18 protein-coding genes and 1 tRNA gene are annotated in these 14,876 nt (G+C 57.7%); 9 read left to right on the top strand and 10 right to left on the bottom strand.

Annotated features, from left to right (window positions below; genetic code table 11):
- Positions 1-64: 64 nt before the first annotated feature.
- Both PG871_RS16580 and PG871_RS16575 read right to left on the bottom strand, forming a co-directional pair.
- On the bottom strand, positions 65-607 hold the full coding sequence (locus PG871_RS16580) for a peptidoglycan-binding domain-containing protein (protein WP_270731285.1): 543 nt from the start codon (positions 605-607) through the stop codon (positions 65-67).
- Positions 608-678: 71 nt separating this feature from the next.
- A complete protein-coding gene (locus PG871_RS16575) occupies positions 679-1,035 on the bottom strand; it encodes an OB-fold nucleic acid binding domain-containing protein (protein ID WP_270731283.1) in 357 nt (118 codons plus the stop codon).
- Between the two features lie 127 nt (positions 1,036-1,162).
- Between PG871_RS16575 and PG871_RS16570 the strand changes: the two genes are divergently transcribed.
- Together PG871_RS16570 and PG871_RS16565 are read left to right on the top strand one after the other, a co-directional pair.
- Entirely contained in the window at positions 1,163-1,486 is a 324-nt protein-coding gene (locus PG871_RS16570; protein WP_270731281.1) for a 2Fe-2S iron-sulfur cluster-binding protein, read from the top strand.
- 35 nt (positions 1,487-1,521) lie between these two features.
- Positions 1,522-2,325, top strand: a complete 804-nt coding sequence (locus PG871_RS16565) for an FG-GAP repeat domain-containing protein (RefSeq protein WP_270731279.1) — start codon at positions 1,522-1,524, stop codon at positions 2,323-2,325.
- A 74-nt stretch (positions 2,326-2,399) separates the two neighbouring features.
- Here the strand turns inward: PG871_RS16565 and PG871_RS16560 are convergent, their stop codons facing one another.
- On the bottom strand, positions 2,400-3,011 hold the full coding sequence (locus PG871_RS16560) for a LuxR C-terminal-related transcriptional regulator (protein ID WP_270731277.1): 612 nt from the start codon (positions 3,009-3,011) through the stop codon (positions 2,400-2,402).
- Positions 3,012-3,085: 74 nt separating this feature from the next.
- Positions 3,086-4,348 (bottom strand): phosphoribosylamine--glycine ligase, encoded by a 1,263-nt coding sequence (gene purD / locus PG871_RS16555; protein ID WP_270731275.1) that lies wholly within the window; start codon positions 4,346-4,348, stop codon positions 3,086-3,088.
- Positions 4,349-4,422: 74 nt separating this feature from the next.
- Between purD and xseA the strand changes: the two genes are divergently transcribed.
- Positions 4,423-5,952, top strand: a complete 1,530-nt coding sequence (gene xseA, locus PG871_RS16550; RefSeq protein WP_270731274.1) for an exodeoxyribonuclease VII large subunit — start codon at positions 4,423-4,425, stop codon at positions 5,950-5,952.
- Here the strand turns inward: xseA and PG871_RS16545 are convergent.
- Together PG871_RS16545 and PG871_RS16540 are read right to left on the bottom strand one after the other, a co-directional pair.
- Positions 5,949-6,341 carry a hypothetical protein gene (locus tag PG871_RS16545; protein ID WP_270731273.1) on the bottom strand — a complete coding sequence of 131 codons (393 nt, stop codon included), beginning with the start codon at positions 6,339-6,341 and terminating at the stop codon, positions 5,949-5,951. The genes xseA and PG871_RS16545 overlap by 4 nt on opposite strands.
- A 38-nt stretch (positions 6,342-6,379) precedes the next feature.
- Entirely contained in the window at positions 6,380-7,414 is a 1,035-nt protein-coding gene (locus tag PG871_RS16540) for an alkane 1-monooxygenase (RefSeq protein ID WP_270731272.1), read from the bottom strand.
- A gap of 197 nt (positions 7,415-7,611) precedes the next feature.
- Here PG871_RS16540 and rpmG point away from each other — a divergent pair, with 197 nt between their 5' ends.
- Together rpmG and PG871_RS16530 are read left to right on the top strand one after the other, a co-directional pair.
- Positions 7,612-7,779, top strand: coding sequence for a 50S ribosomal protein L33 (rpmG, locus tag PG871_RS16535; RefSeq protein ID WP_007814563.1), 168 nt, complete (start codon positions 7,612-7,614; stop codon positions 7,777-7,779).
- 104 nt (positions 7,780-7,883) lie between these two features.
- Complete coding sequence (locus PG871_RS16530) at positions 7,884-8,399, top strand: GNAT family N-acetyltransferase (protein WP_270731196.1); 516 nt, start codon at positions 7,884-7,886, stop codon at positions 8,397-8,399.
- A 65-nt stretch (positions 8,400-8,464) separates the two neighbouring features.
- Here the strand turns inward: PG871_RS16530 and PG871_RS16525 are convergent, their stop codons facing one another.
- Together PG871_RS16525 and PG871_RS16520 are read right to left on the bottom strand one after the other, a co-directional pair.
- A complete protein-coding gene (locus PG871_RS16525; RefSeq protein ID WP_270731194.1) occupies positions 8,465-9,241 on the bottom strand; it encodes a Bax inhibitor-1/YccA family protein in 777 nt (258 codons plus the stop codon).
- A gap of 158 nt (positions 9,242-9,399) precedes the next feature.
- Entirely contained in the window at positions 9,400-9,501 is a 102-nt protein-coding gene (locus tag PG871_RS16520; protein WP_270732724.1) for a DUF1127 domain-containing protein, read from the bottom strand.
- A gap of 232 nt (positions 9,502-9,733) precedes the next feature.
- On the opposite strand from PG871_RS16520, the gene PG871_RS16515 reads away from it, so the two are divergent.
- Positions 9,734-10,627: a LysR family transcriptional regulator gene (locus tag PG871_RS16515; protein WP_270731192.1), complete on the top strand. Its 894-nt coding sequence runs from the start codon at positions 9,734-9,736 to the stop codon at positions 10,625-10,627.
- Positions 10,628-10,655: 28 nt separating this feature from the next.
- Here the strand turns inward: PG871_RS16515 and PG871_RS16510 are convergent, their stop codons facing one another.
- On the bottom strand, positions 10,656-11,618 hold the full coding sequence (locus PG871_RS16510) for an NADPH:quinone oxidoreductase family protein (protein ID WP_270731191.1): 963 nt from the start codon (positions 11,616-11,618) through the stop codon (positions 10,656-10,658).
- A gap of 313 nt (positions 11,619-11,931) precedes the next feature.
- Between PG871_RS16510 and PG871_RS16505 the strand changes: the two genes are divergently transcribed.
- The 3 genes from PG871_RS16505 to PG871_RS16495 all read left to right on the top strand — a co-directional run bounded on the left by PG871_RS16505 (position 11,932) and on the right by PG871_RS16495 (position 14,667).
- On the top strand, positions 11,932-12,297 hold the full coding sequence (locus PG871_RS16505) for a helix-turn-helix domain-containing protein (RefSeq protein ID WP_270731190.1): 366 nt from the start codon (positions 11,932-11,934) through the stop codon (positions 12,295-12,297).
- Between the two features lie 125 nt (positions 12,298-12,422).
- A complete protein-coding gene (hisN, locus tag PG871_RS16500; RefSeq protein ID WP_270731188.1) occupies positions 12,423-13,217 on the top strand; it encodes a histidinol-phosphatase in 795 nt (264 codons plus the stop codon).
- 109 nt (positions 13,218-13,326) lie between these two features.
- Complete coding sequence (locus tag PG871_RS16495) at positions 13,327-14,667, top strand: 8-oxoguanine deaminase (protein ID WP_270731187.1); 1,341 nt, start codon at positions 13,327-13,329, stop codon at positions 14,665-14,667.
- A gap of 46 nt (positions 14,668-14,713) precedes the next feature.
- Here PG871_RS16495 and PG871_RS16490 read toward each other — a convergent pair.
- Positions 14,714-14,788, bottom strand: a tRNA-Gly gene (locus PG871_RS16490).
- Positions 14,789-14,876: the final 88 nt, after the last annotated feature.

The following is a 14,876-nucleotide window of genomic DNA, read 5'->3' as shown; positions in this document are numbered from 1 at the left end:
TGAGCGATTTTGAGATTGATCAAGGGCGCCGGTTGCGCCCTTTTTCTTTTCCCGATGGGGAGCGCTATTCTTCGCGCTCCACCGCGACGAGGCCAAGGCGTCGCGCGCTTTCCAACGACAATATCACGCTATCAAGACCACCCGCTTTTTGATACCGCCGGATGGCCGCGCGGGTGCGGGTGTCGTGGATGCCCGTAACTGTTCCAAAAAACAATCCACGTACCTTGAGCGCGCGTTGAACTGAGGCGGTGAACTCCTCTGTCCAAATGTGCGGGCAAGGCGTTTCGAACCAGGTTTCGCGGCGTTCCTTGACGATGCGTTGCTGTTGTTCCGTACGGAAAATGCCCGGGCTGATGACGGTTCCGTCCGCTAGGACCTCGGGCGGTTGCACCATGATCTGTTCTGTTACGGTTTCCAAAACAGCCGGCGTCACGTCGCGACCCCAGCAGCTTCCGGGACGGGCATTGGGCGGCGCTCTCGGGTCCTCTGCGCGCACGATCTCGGGCTCGGACCAAGCCGCCAGATATGGCGGGTCCGAGATCGTCTCCTCGCAGCCTGCTGTGGCCAGCAGGGCGAGTGCCACAAATGGGGCGATCAGGCGTGTCATGCTCGTGCCTCGCGCTCAAGGCGTGTTTTTCTTGTTTTCCTTGTAGCGTGTTTTGGGCGCGGTCAAAAGCCTCAGCTGTCTTGTGGCACCAGCAGGCTGTCCAGCATGGGGGAAATATCGTCGACCCGTTCGGCAATCAGGTGAGTGACGTTGTTTTCGCGCTGGATGCGGCCGGTGACACGCAGCAGGCGTCCGGCAATCACCGCGCGGCGGAAGGCATCATATAGCTTTCGCCAGACGATGACATTCACCACGCCCGTCTCATCCTCGAGCGTGATGAAAATCACGCCCTTGGCTGTGCCGGGGCGCTGACGGAGAATCACCAACCCCGCAACGGTCACACGGGCGCCGTTGGGCGGTTCGCCCAATCGGGAGGCCGCCAAAGCCGCAGGCGGCCTGGGCCACGCAGATGTGATCGCCTTGGTCATGGAACAAATATAGAACAAATGAACTTTGTCGCAAGGGGACAGGCCTTGCGTCGCAAAAGGGGGTGGCGGGAGGCGGATCGCTTGACTAACTAGGAGCAACGCACTGCACGAGAAGGAGCCTCCAGGCATGGCCAAGATAACCTATGTCGAGCACAACGGAACCGAACACGTGGTGGAGGTCGCAAACGGCCTGACCGTGATGGAAGGCGCGCGCGACAACAACATTCCCGGCATCGAAGCCGATTGCGGCGGCGCTTGCGCTTGCTCAACCTGCCACGTTTATGTGGATCCGGCTTGGGCAGACAAGATCCCGGCAAAGGACGACATGGAAGAGGATATGCTGGACTTTGCGTATCAGCCGGACCCAGCCACGTCGCGCCTGACTTGCCAGATCAAGGTGACAGACGCCATGGACGGTTTGGTCGTGAAAATGCCTGAGAAGCAAATCTGATGATTGGCAGGGCGCGGCATCAAACGTTGCGCCTGATGCGCGGTTTTGTCCGTCGCGCGTGGCTGGCGGCGTCGGTGTTGCTGGCTGGCGGTTCTGGCGTATTGGCTTGTGAGATTGATCTTTTCAAACGCACAGGCGCCATTCCGGCATCCATGGTGCAGCAGAGACAGACGCACGCGGCCTATGCCAACCTTACACGGCGCTACAGCCATGGGGTTCTGGGAGATGCGCTGGAGCCGGAGACACTTCTTGTTGAGGGGCCAAATGCCGGTTTTTGTGACAGCGAAATTACTTTAGATACCAGCCACGTTTTTGAGGACGTAGCCCCGCGACTTGTTGACCTTGACCGCGATGGGGTGCTCGAGATTGTTACAGTTCGCAGCCACATCAACAAGGGTGCTCAGATTGCTGTTTATGGGTTCGAAGGTCGCGGCGAAGTATCTGACCTGAAACTTCTCGCCACAACACCTTATATAGGTCGCAAGAACCGTTGGCTGGCGCCCATTGGTGCCGCTGATCTGGATGGTGATGGCCACATTGAGATCGCTTACATCGACAGGCCGCATTTGGCCAAAACACTGCGTGTTTGGCGCTTTAAGAGCGGCAAGCTCACGGAGGTCGCCAACCAAAAAGGGCTGACCAATCATCGCATCGGCGAGGATTTCATTTCCGGCGGAATACGAGACTGCGGCACCGGGTCCGAAATGATCACGGTAGACGCCAACTGGCAAAAGGTCATGGCGACGCGATTTGACGGCAAACGTCTAATGACCGAGCCGCTTGGTGGCTTCACCGGCCAAAACGCGTTGCAAGCCGCGCTGAATTGCGGGTCCAACTGAATTCCTTTTGCCAGAAATATCCCGGGGTATAGACACTGCACAGCAGTGGCCGAGGGGCTGGCCCCTCGGCGTCCCTATCGGACGGTGCCGTCGCTGGCAGAATAGATGTGGCGCGTGCCGATGGCGCCAAGCGACTGAAACAGACTTGCCGTGTTGCTGACGCCAAACTTCTTAAGCAGTTTGCCGCGATGCACCTCAACGGTGCGATTGCTCATCTCGAGCTTTAGCGCGATTTCCTTGGACGTGAGACCTTCAGCCAAAAGCGAAAACACTTCGCGTTCGCGACGGGTGAGCGGTTGGTAAGGGCGGGTGTCGGAAATGTCGGCAAAGCTCCAAACTGCGCGTTGCAGCGGCTCGTCCGGCGTAAACGTATGCCCGCGGACGCGGCACCAGAACATCTCGCCGCCACGTCGCATCATGACGCGCTCGTCCCAATAAAAGTTGCTTTCGCGCAGCTCCTGCACGCCGCGATTTCGGATGTTGGCGAATTCTTCCTGTGTGGGATAAAGCGTGGCAAAGGTGCTGTCTTTGAGCGTGGCACGTTCGTAGCGGAACATGTCAGCGAAAGTGTCATTGCAATCGCGGATCACACGGTTTTCCGTCACAACGATGCCCACCGGCGCAAAGGAAAACGCCAGCTCGACGAAATCGCCGTCCGCATAGGCTTGATCTACTGATTTGGTCATGACGTCTCCCCCGTCTTGTGGCGGAGAATAGGGTGCGGGCGACGTCCGTGCAACGCCCGCAGAAATACCCTATGTCAGAGCGCGCGCCAGCCGATGTCCGCGCGGTAAAACCCTTCGGTCCAGTCGACCTGGGCGATCATCGCATAGGCACGGTCGCGGGCTTCTTGCAGGCTATCGCCGCGTGCTGTGACATTCAGAACCCGGCCACCTGTGGCGGTGATCGCGCCGTCCTTGGCGGTTGTGCCGGCATGGAAGACCATGTTTTTGCTGTCTTCCGTCAGCGCGTCCAAGCCACCAATCACAGACCCCTTTTCATAGGATCCGGGGTAGCCATTCGCCGCCATCACAACGGTGATCGCGTGATCATCTGCCCAGTTAACCTGTGTTTCATGCAGGCGTTCTTCGGCGGCGGCATGCATCAAATCAAACGCCTGCGCGCCAAGGCGCATCATCAGGACCTGGCACTCAGGATCGCCAAAACGCACGTTGTACTCCACAAGACGAGGCTGCCCGTCCTTGATCATCAAGCCAACATAAAGAACACCCTGATACGGTGTGCCACGTTTGGCCATTTCGTCGATCGTCGGCTGCACAATCTCATCCAGCGCTTTTTGCGCGATTTCATCGGTCAGAACCGGTGCCGGAGAATAGGCGCCCATGCCGCCGGTGTTGGGGCCGGTGTCGCCTTCGCCGACGCGTTTGTGGTCTTGTGCGGTGCCAATCGGAAGTGCGGTTTTGCCGTCACAAAGAATAAAGAAGGAGGCTTCTTCGCCTTCCATGAATTCTTCGATCACCACTTCGGCGCCAGCGCCACCAAAGGCGCCGCCGAACATGTCATCAACGGCGTCCAGCGCGGTCTGCTCGTCCATCGCGACAATCACGCCTTTGCCCGCCGCCAGACCGTCGGCTTTCACCACAATCGGAGCGCCTTCCTTGCGGATATGGGCTTTGGCGGCCTCGGCGTTTAAGAAATGGCCATAGCCGGCGGTGGGCGCGTTCGCGGCGTCGCAAATTTCTTTGGTGAAGCTTTTGGATGCCTCCAGTCGCGCCGCTGCTTTAGAGGGGCCAAATACCAGCACGCCGGCTTCGCGCAGGCGGTCCGCAACACCGTTGGCCAGCGGGGCTTCGGGGCCAATAATTACAAAATCGATGGCGTTGGCAGCGACAAAATTGACAACCTCACCACCATCGTCGATGTCAAAGGACGCGCAATCCGCGATCTGGGCAATACCTGCATTACCGGGCGCCACAATCAGCTTGTCGCACTTTGGGTTTTGCATCACCGCCCATGCGAGGCTGTGTTCGCGCCCGCCGCTGCCGAGGATGAGGATGTTCATAGGTGTCGCCTTCCGCTTGGCCTTCGGTTGCGGGCGTTCTAAGCTGTGGTGAGCCTTCTTACAAGCGAGCCGAGATGTCTGACCTTATCGACGACCCGATTGAGGGCGAAAACGCCCCGGAATTCAGTGTTTCCGAGCTGTCAGGTGCGATCAAACGCATGATCGAGGGCGAGTTTTCTCATGTGCGCATCAAGGGAGAGATCGGGCGGGTGTCTTTTCCGCGATCGGGGCATGTTTACCTTGATCTGAAAGATGACCGCTCGGTCATCGCCGCAGTGATGTGGAAAGGTGTCGCGGCACGCGTCGCAACGCGACCCGAAGAGGGCATGGAAGTTGTCGCCACAGGGCGGCTGACGACCTTTCCGGGGCAATCCAAATATCAGTTGGTGGTCGAAGACCTGAAACCTGCCGGTGTTGGCGCCCTGATGGCGATGCTGGAAAAGCGCAAGGCGATGTTGCAGGCCGAGGGGCTGTTTGAGCTGGGGCGCAAGCGGCCGTTGCCGTATCTGCCGGAAATCATCGGAGTTGTTACCTCGCCCAGCGGGGCGGTGATCCGCGACATACTGCACCGATTGCGGGATCGGTTCCCGCGCAAGGTGATGATCTGGCCAGTGGCTGTTCAGGGGGAGCAATGCGCACCGCAAGTGGCGAATGCGATTGCAGGCTTTAACAAGATGACACCGGGCGGCGGGATGCCGCGGCCTGATTTGATCATTGTGGCGCGCGGTGGCGGTTCGATCGAGGACCTTTGGGGGTTCAACGAGGAGATCGTGGCGCGCGCTGCGGCGGCCTCCGACATCCCGTTGATTTCGGCGGTTGGCCACGAGACTGATACAACGCTGATTGATTTTGTCTCAGATAAACGCGCGCCCACGCCCACTGCGGCGGCGGAACTGGCGGTTCCGGTGCGGTTGGAAATCGCCGGATGGGTCGAGGAGCAAGGCGCGCGGATGACGCGCAGTCTTGGACAGGCGCTCAGTCTGCGAGATCAGCGTTTGCGCGACCTGTCGCGGGCGATGCCGCGTGCGGACGCGCTGTTGCAGACACCACGTCAGAGATTGGATGGAGCCGGAGACGCGCTGCCCCGGGCGTTGCAAGCCGGGGTGCAAAGCCGTCGCGTGGTTTTGTCTGAAAAAGGCGGCACATTGCGGGCAAGCACACTGATGCGCATGATCGAGACGCGGCGGGAGGCGTTGGGACGCCGTGCCGATCGACTGACTCCGGTGGGGTTGTCGCGCGACATTGAGCGTCGCAAGGAAAAAGTAGCCGACATGAGCCGCCGTATGGCGGATGCGGGCACGCGGCAGGTTCAAAAACTTGGGGACCGTCTGGCGGCAACAGACCGGATGCGCGAGACTTTGAGCTATCGGGCGACGCTGGAGCGTGGTTATGCGGTCGTGCGTGGTGACGGCGATCTCGTGAGGACTGCGGTACAAGCAGGCGGCGCCAGTGAAATCGAAATCGAGTTTGTTGATGGGCGGCTTAAGGTTGGGCAGGATGCGGTTGTGGCACCCGTTGTGGAGGCTGCAGCAGTAACACCCAAGCCGAAACCAAAGCCTAAGCCCAAGAAGCCGGATGCGCCTGAGCAGGGTACCCTGTTTTAGACGCCGACTTCGGGCCCGAGACAGAGCATGTCTTCGCCCGTGTCTTCGATTTCATAAAGCACGGTGCCGTCCGGTTCGTTTTCAAAGCGCGCCGAAAGACCTGTGTTTCGTTCAAAGAAAGTCCAGCACTGCGGGGATGGGTTGTCCTCGTAGATAAAGCAGATCTGACCCGCCTCCTCATACCAGAGACCTTCCTTGCATTTGCCATCCAGAAAAGACCAGCGCACGCGGCGGTCCGGCAAATACTCTTCGACCCCATAGCGGGAGCCTTCGGCGGCAAAGAACAAGGTTTTGCCAGAGACATAGGCTTCGAACTCCGCAGCTGTCATAGCGGATTGCGAGAAGGCCGGTGAGGCAAGCAAGAGGGCGGCGACAAGAATGCGTTTCATAGGGGGATGCTGCCACCGGAACGCGTTTCGATCCAGACTCAATCTGCTGAGGCTTGCAGTCTTTGGACTCGGGGGTCCATAACGCGACGCCAAAAGCGTGGCCAAAGCGCGAGTGTACCCATCAACGGCAGCGACCTCGGCAGGATCGGCATCACCGTTTCGTTTAGCCGCAATGATGGATAGTCGCGGGTCGGGTTCAGGTGATGGTCGGAATGGCGCGGCGCGTTGAGCATGAGCGCCGAAGAATAGAACTGAGGCGCATTCCAGCTGTGTTCGGGGCCGACGGGTTCATATTTTCCGGCGCTCAGCAGTTTGCGGGACAGTCCGTAGTGCTGCACATAATCCGAAACCAAATGCTGCATTTGTGCGTAGCCCGCGACCATGACATAGGCCAATAAACCGGCCCAGCCAAAGACAAGGCCGCTGAGTATTAGGCAAATCACCGCGCCGCCAACATAAGCGACATAGGGATGCGTCCACTTTGGGGGATGCGGGGTTTTGCGATTGCGCATGGCATTTTCGACGCTCAGGCCTTTGCGAAAAGACCCAACCCATGCCCGCGGCCAGAAGCGATAGAAGCTTTCGCCTGGTAGGGGAGTGTTTGGATCATTTGGCGTGGCGACCCAAACGTGGTGCACTTTGGGGTGGGCTGAGGCGTGGTGGCCAAACAGTAGGGTAATGTAGACCAGCGTCCCGAGACGGCGCGGAAATCGTGCGCCCTTGTGAATCAGCTCATGGGCGTTGGCATTGCTGACCTGTCCGAAGAAAAGGCCAAAGGCGAGGAAACACAGGAAGCGTGCGCCCCAGCTAAGGCCGGTTGCGCCGGAAACAGCAGCCACCGCGAAACCGATCAGCGCCAGATGCGTAAGGCCCAGAAGAATCGACAAATGCGCGCCGCTGGGAAATTCGCCGTCCGTGCCGCATTTGGCCACAGCACCATGTACGAGACGATCCATGATGTGCACAAAGACCGCCATGTAAAGAAAGGCCGCCAGCGACCATCCCGCACCCGAGAAGGCGGCGAGGCTTAGCAAAGCAACAGGCACGGAGGTGGCGATCCAGAACCAGATCATACGGTGTTGTCGTCCCCTTGGTGGTGGTTGTAAGAGACTAACGGCTTTGAGGGCGGCTGCAATGGCGCCGATCCGCACAAATCTGGGCTCCCCAAAAGTTTCTTGGGGGAATCCCATTGACTCGGGCTGGTGCATCAGTAAAAGGCACCTTCATAGATTTTCACGGGGCGTATGCGCCCTGGCGCAGGAGAAGACAAATGGCGAAGCCGACGACAATCAAGATCCGTCTGAACTCGACCGCGGGCACGGGCCATTTCTACGTGACCAAGAAGAATGCGCGCACGATGACCGAAAAGATGGTCGTACGTAAGTACGATCCGGTGGTGCGCAAGCATGTCGAGTACAAGGAAGGCAAGATCAAGTAAGATCCTCCCTCCGAGACATTGCAAAAGCCGCGCCAGACCAAGGCGCGGCTTTTTGCTTTTGAAGATGCCGCGCCCTGACAAAAAAGACCAACAGGACGCAGATTATGACTTTTCCATTCTTTATCAGACCCGCTCGTATTGACGACCGTGAGGCCGTTGATGGTTTGTTTGAACGTTCCTACCCTGAATTGTTGCCGAAGGATTACGACAGCGAGACGCTTGATGCTGCGCTGCCGCTGATCACACGCGCGCAGCCCGCGCTGTTGACCAGCGGGACCTATTTTCTGGCTGAATGTGTTGCAACAGATGAGGTCGTTGGCGCCGGCGGGTGGACTGATTTCAGCTCGGTACGCGGCGCTGGCGCGGCGCGGCAAGCGCATGTGCGCCACGTGGCGACTCGGGCTGACTGGGTCCGTCGTGGGGTGGCCAAGGCGCTGGTGGACGTGATCCTCGCCTCTGCTGAGGCTTATGGCATCAAACGGCTAAGTTGCATGAGCACGTACACAGCGCGGAGTTTCTATCGCGAAATGGGGTTTGCGGAGCGGGGTGAAGTTGAACTAAGCCTTGCACCGGGAGTGCATTTTCCAGCGGTGCAAATGCAGATGGCGCTTGCCGAGTAATCAGGTCGCAGCAAAAAAAAGGCCGGTCGCAATGACCGGCCCTTTTGCATTCAAAAAGCGTTTGCTTACTCGCGGTTGCCAAACAGCTGCAACAGCATCATGAACATGTTGATAAAGTCCAGATACAGGCTCAGCGCACCCATGATGGCCGCTTTGCCCAGCCACTCACTGTCGCCGCTGTGGGCGTGTGCAAGGTAGGTATTCTTGATTTTCTGCGTGTCATAGGCGGTCAGACCAGCAAAGATCAGCACACCAATTACCGAAATCGCAAAGGTCATGGCCGACGAGGCCAGGAAGATATTGACGACTGAGGCAATGATCAGACCAATCAGGCCCATAATCAGGAACGTACCCATTGGGCCCAGATCGCGTTTTGTGGTGTAGCCATAGAGCGACAAACCAGCGAACGCGATCGCGGTAACCAAGAAGACCTGAATGATGGATTCACCGGTGAAAACCAGGAAGATTGAGCTGATCGACAGGCCCATAACAGCAGCGAAGACATAGAACACAAGCTGAGCTGTCGCGGCCGACATACGGTTGATTGCGGCGCTTAGGCCAAAAACAAACAGCAGCGGGGCGAACATGATCACCCATTTAAGAGGCGAGCCATAGATCGCGTAGCCGAGTGAGGTCAGGTATTTGTCCGCGCTCAGTTGAGCAACAGCGCCCGAAGGATCGGCGGTAACCGCGAGGTTCGAAATCGCCCAAGCTGCTGCAAAGGTGATCAACATGCCTACGGACATTGTGCCGTAAACTTTGCTCATGTGGGCGCGCAGGCCCTCGTCAATCTGGGCGGTCTGCGTGCCAGCAGCGCTCCGGATTGTGTCAAATTCAGCCATGTAAGCCTCCGATAATAATTCTGTTAGGCCGCCGAGTTCCCTCGACGGCCGTTTCAAGAAATATCGTGCAGGTTGGGCCAAATTTCAAGGATAACCCGCGGGGTAATCGTTGAAAAAAGCAGCGAATCGCCGCCAACTTCGTTAACAGCTGTGATGACTTAGCCGCGCCAATGGCATGGCACGTCCCAAACGGGGCGCTTCAATTCATGAGCGACATCAGCGCGGGTCAGGCCCATATCGTCAAGCGCCCGGTCATCCAAACGGGCAAGTCGATTGCGCTGACGGGAGACGAGGAACCAGTTGAAAAGCTGTTTGAAGCCTTTTGTGCGAAGGCTAGGGTTGTGGCCTGTGATGCTATAGGTGGTCATGTTCGCTCCTTTCAAAAATTGATTGAATTTCGATTTATCATCAAGTTGCTTGATGTGTATGTCATCCTATGATCTATTTGTGAAACGAATGTTAATGAAGAGATACATCACAAGGATTGATGCAATGCGGAATTTGGATGTCACCACCCTGCGAAGTTTTGTTGCTGTCGCGGATCTTGGCGGAGTGACCAAGGCAGCCGGTTTCCTGCATCTGACGCAATCTGCGGTCAGCATGCAGCTCAAGCGTCTGGAGGAATTGATTGGCGTTGATCTGTTGGACCGGTCAGGTCGCGGCATTGCCCTGACGCCTCAGGGCGAGCAAATGCTGGGCTACGCGCGCCGCATGGTGACCCTGAACGACGAAGTGATTCGCCGTCTGACACATGACGAGTTCGAGGGCACGATCACGCTGGGGGTGCCGCATGATATTGTCTATCCGGCCATTCCACGGGTGCTGCAACAGTTCAACGCAGCCTATCCGCGGGTAAAGGTGGTGCTGCATTCTTCCTTTACAATGGAACTTAAGGCGCAGTTTCAGAAAGGCGAAATGGACCTGATCCTGACGACCGAAGCTGAAAGCCCCGAATCGGCGGAATTGCTGTGCAAGTTGCCGCTGGCTTGGGTTGGGGCTCCTGGCGGCGCCAGTTGGCGGCGGCGGCCCATTCCTTTTGCGTCGGGGCGGCAATGCCTGTTCCGTCCGCGCGCGATTGCGGCGTTGGACCGGGCTGGAATTGAATGGGAATCGGCGATCCTGACGGATTCCGACCGAACTGTTGAAGCGACGATATCGGCCGATTTGGCGTTGGGGGCGATGATTGAGGGAACGGAACCGCGTCACCTTGAGGTGATTGATCACGGCGGCGCTCTTCCGGAGCTTGGAGAGCAGCACATCAACATGTACGGCGCGGACACCAGTAAGGGCGATGTGATTGCGGATCTCGCGGGTCTGATCCGAGCGGGTTTCCAGCCTATGCGTGGGCGTCCGGACCATCCGGTGCGGCTTGGAGTCGTGGGCTAGGAGCCCACGACAGTCATATCAGGTCGACTCAAGGCACGCTGACCACAACTTTGCCTGTGGACTTGCGCGACCGCAGCAATTCATAAGCATCCGCGGCCTGATCCAGCGGCAACACGTGGCTGATGTGGGGCTTGATTTTGCCTTCGGCATGCCAGCCAAACAACGTGCGCATGCTGTTGAGGATCACCTGCGGTTTGAAGGCCATGTAGCCACCCCAGTAGAGACCCATAACCGTGAGATTCTTCACCAGCAGATGGTTGGCGGGGATTGACGGAATGTCACCGGACGCAAATCCAATTGGCAAGAGCCGTGCCTCGGGACGGCAGGCGCGGAAGGCTGCTTTGAATTGCTCGCCGCCGACCGGGTCATAAACCACATCTGCACCACCAAGTGCCTTAACCGCGTCGCGGATGTCTTCGCTTCCGGCATCGATCAGGTGGTCTGCACCCATCTTTTTGGCGACCTCAAGCTTCTCGGCGCCGCGCGCGCAGGCAATCACGTTGGCGCCCATGAGTTTGCCAATTTCGACCGCCGTAAGGCCGACGCCGCCAGCTGCTCCCAAAACCAAAAGGTTCTCGCCTTCCTTCAAGCGGGCGCGGTAATCCAACGCTACATGGCTGGTGCCATAGGCCACCGGAAAGGCTGCCGCCTCTTCAAAGCTCATGCTTTCGGGTAGAGGAATGGCGCTTTCGGCACGATAGCAGCCAAATTCCGCAAGCCCACCTTTGCCGCCAAACACCAGCACCTTGGACCCTACAGCCGGTCCTTTGGTGTCGGGCCCAAGCGCGTCGACTTCGCCGGCAACTTCCATGCCGAGAATAAAGGGCAGTGGCGGCGTTTCCTGATAGGTGCCCTTGATCATCAGGAGATCGCCGAAGTTCAATGCGCAGGCGCGAATGCGCACGCGAATTTCGCCTTTGGCCGGTTCAGGTGTCGGAATGTCCTGAATGGTTGGCGTGGTTTCGTGGGATGTGACTTGAAATGCGCGCATGAGATTCTCTCCGGTTGGTTGCCTCGATTAGACAGTCGATGTGATCGCTGTCAAAGCGAGAACCGTCTTCACAAGCCTAACGCGACACAACGTCACCGAAAAATCCAAAGAGAGTATCAATTTAGAATTGTACATATTGACGCGGGCTTAACCGTCAGCTTGTAGGATGGACCTTGATTACAAGGCAAAAACTGTTAAGTTGACTTACCGCGAAGGGATGCGCGGTGAATTCATAATGGTAACTGAGTAACGCTCTTTGAGTGACGAATACTGATTGGGCGAAGTCAAAAGTTGATTGCAAAGGAGAGGCGGAATGACGCATCCAGTGGACGTGCATGTTGGCAAAAAAGTGCGACAACGGCGTTGGCTGACGGGGATGACCCAGCAGCAACTTGCTGAGCAGGTTGGGATCAAGTTTCAGCAGATTCAAAAATACGAAACCGGGGCCAATCGCGTAAGCGCTTCACGCCTTTGGGATATTGCCGATGCACTGGACGTGCCGGTCAGCTTCTTCTTTGAAGGGCTGGAAGCGGAAGAAGGCGACGTGGCCAGCAAAGTGCCTGCCGACCTGATGGGCGATAAAGAAGCGCTCGACCTTATCCGCAGCTATTACGCAATTCCGGAAAACCAACGCCGCCGCCTGTTTGAGTTGGCGCGCGTCTTGAGCGACGTCGCCTGACAGCGCCCCAAGGCCGGAACACAATCAGACGCTGATTGAGAGCACTCGCCTCATGAGGACGCTGCTTGTTTCTTTTTCCGCAGTGAAGTAGCCCAAAGATGGGCGCCCACTGCGGAGGAAGTTACATGAATGATCAAGATCGCAGCGATATCATTGCTGTGGCCAATGAGATGGCCGAAGCGGCCCGTGCGGCCATTCTTCCGCATTTTCGCGCAAAAAACCTCACCGCTGAAAACAAACTGGATCACGATTTTGACCCCGTGACAGTGGCTGACCGTGCCGCCGAATTGGCGATGCGCGATGTGCTGGCAAAGCGGCGACCTCAAGATGGCATATTTGGAGAAGAGTTCGGCAAAACTGAGGGTGAAAGCGGCCTCACGTGGGTGCTGGACCCGATCGATGGGACGCGCGCCTTTATTAGCGGGACGCCAACGTGGGGGGTTTTGATCGCGCTATCTGACGCCAACGGGCCGATCTTTGGGATTGTCGATCAACCCTATATTGGCGAAAGGTTTGTTGGTGGTTTTGGCTTGGCCGAGGTCACAGGTCCCGCAGGAACACAGGCCTTGCAGTGCAAATTCACAGACGCATTGCAGGACGCAATTGTTTTCACAACTTTTCCCGAAGTTGGTAGCGCAGAGGAGCGCGCAGGGTTTCGGGCCGTCGCCGAGCAGTGCAAGCTGACCCGCTATGGCATGGATTGTTATGCCTATGCACTTTTGGCTGCCGGGCAGATTGATTTGGTTATAGAGGCGGGTCTGAATGCTTACGACATCCAAGCGCCAATCGCGGTGATAGAAGCGGCAGGCGGACGTGTCACAGATTGGACAGGCGGACCGGCCCACGAGGGGGGGCGGGTGCTGGCAGCGGCCAATGCCGAAATCCATGCCGCAGCGTTGAATATTCTGCGCAACGCTTGAAACCCAACAGGCAGCGGCGTTACAATTGGCAACGCGTCGAGTCCTTTGCCCGTTTTCTGTCGATGCCTGATCACACTTCACCGAAACGGGGCGAAAGGAGTGTGGCTTAATGCAAGTATCTGAAACCGTTATCAAGTCAGCCAGTGTCGTTTTGACTATGGATGATGCGCGGCGAGAGCTGTCTGAAGCGGATGTGCGGCTGCGAGGCGGACAGATTGTCGAAATCGGCACAGACTTGGATAGCGATGGCGAAATTGTGCTGGCTCAGGGCTGTGTGGTCACCCCCGGCTTGGTGAACACCCATCACCATCTGTACCAAACGCTGACCCGAGCGGTCCCGGGGGGACAAGATGCCTTGCTGTTTGGCTGGCTTCAGACCCTGTATCCAATCTGGTCGCGGTTTGGCCCCGAGGAGATAAATATTTCGGCACAGATCGGGCTTGCAGAATTGGCTTTGTCGGGCTGTACGATGACCTCGGATCACCTGTATCTTTATCCCAATGGCGCGCGGCTCGATGACACGATTGATGCTGCCAAAGAAATCGGAATGCGGTTTCATCCCACCCGTGGGTCAATGAGCATTGGCGAAAGCGATGGGGGCCTTCCGCCAGACTCGCTTGTTGAGAACGAGGCAGCCATTCTAAACGACACAATCCGCCTGATAGACGCGCACCACGATGCCAGCGAAGGCGCAATGGTGCGGGTCGGTGTGGCGCCTTGTTCGCCCTTTTCTGTTTCGCGTGAATTGATGCGTGACGCAGCCACATTGGCGCGGGACAAAGGGGTGATGTTGCACACGCACCTTGCGGAGAATGAAGAAGATATTGCCTATTCTCTCGAAAAATTTGGCTGCCGCCCCGGGCAATATGCCGAGGATCTGGGCTGGACAGGCGAGGATGTGTGGCACGCGCATTGCGTGAAATTGGACGGGCAGGAAATCGACCTTTTTGCGCGCAGCCAAACCGGAGTGGCCCACTGTCCCTGCTCTAACTGTCGGCTTGGCAGCGGTATCGCGCCGGTGCGTCAGATGCGAGACGCGGGAGTACCTGTTGGGCTTGGTGTGGATGGGTCGGCCAGCAATGATGCCGGAAATCTGGTGTCTGAAGCACGCCAGGCGATGTTGCTACAACGCGTGTCTCGCGGCGCGGACGCGATGAGCGCGCGTGAGGCATTGGAAATTGCCACGCGGGGCGGTGCGCAGGTTTTGGGGCGTTCCGATTGTGGGCAGATTGTCGTTGGAAAACGGGCGGATGTCGCAATTTGGGATGTGTCGGGCATCGAAGCAGCGGGCAGTTGGGATCCGGCGGCACTTTTGCTTGCGGGGCCGACGCGGGTGAAACATTTGTTTGTCGAAGGTCGGCAAGTTGTGCGCGATGGCCATGTCGCGACGATTGATCTGCCACGAGTGATTGAGCGGCAAAATGCTTTGGCACAGGCTTTGATGGGCTAAAAACAAAAAGGGCGCAGGGTGACCTGCGCCTCTTTTGAAATCCAAATGGAGCGGGCGATGAGATTCGAACTCACGACCCTAACCTTGGCAAGGTTATGCTCTACCCCTGAGCTACGCCCGCGTCCTTTGGGTGAGGCGGATGTAGCCGCAGAGTGCGCGAGGCGCAAGGGCTAAATGGTGCAATTTTCTCGGTACGGTCAAAAAGCGAA

Source organism: Shimia sp. Alg240-R146 (assembly GCF_947331465.1).
GTDB lineage: Bacteria > Pseudomonadota > Alphaproteobacteria > Rhodobacterales > Rhodobacteraceae > Shimia.
Note: the sequence above shows the minus strand (reverse complement) of the source record. Positions and strands in the feature narration are given on the sequence as shown.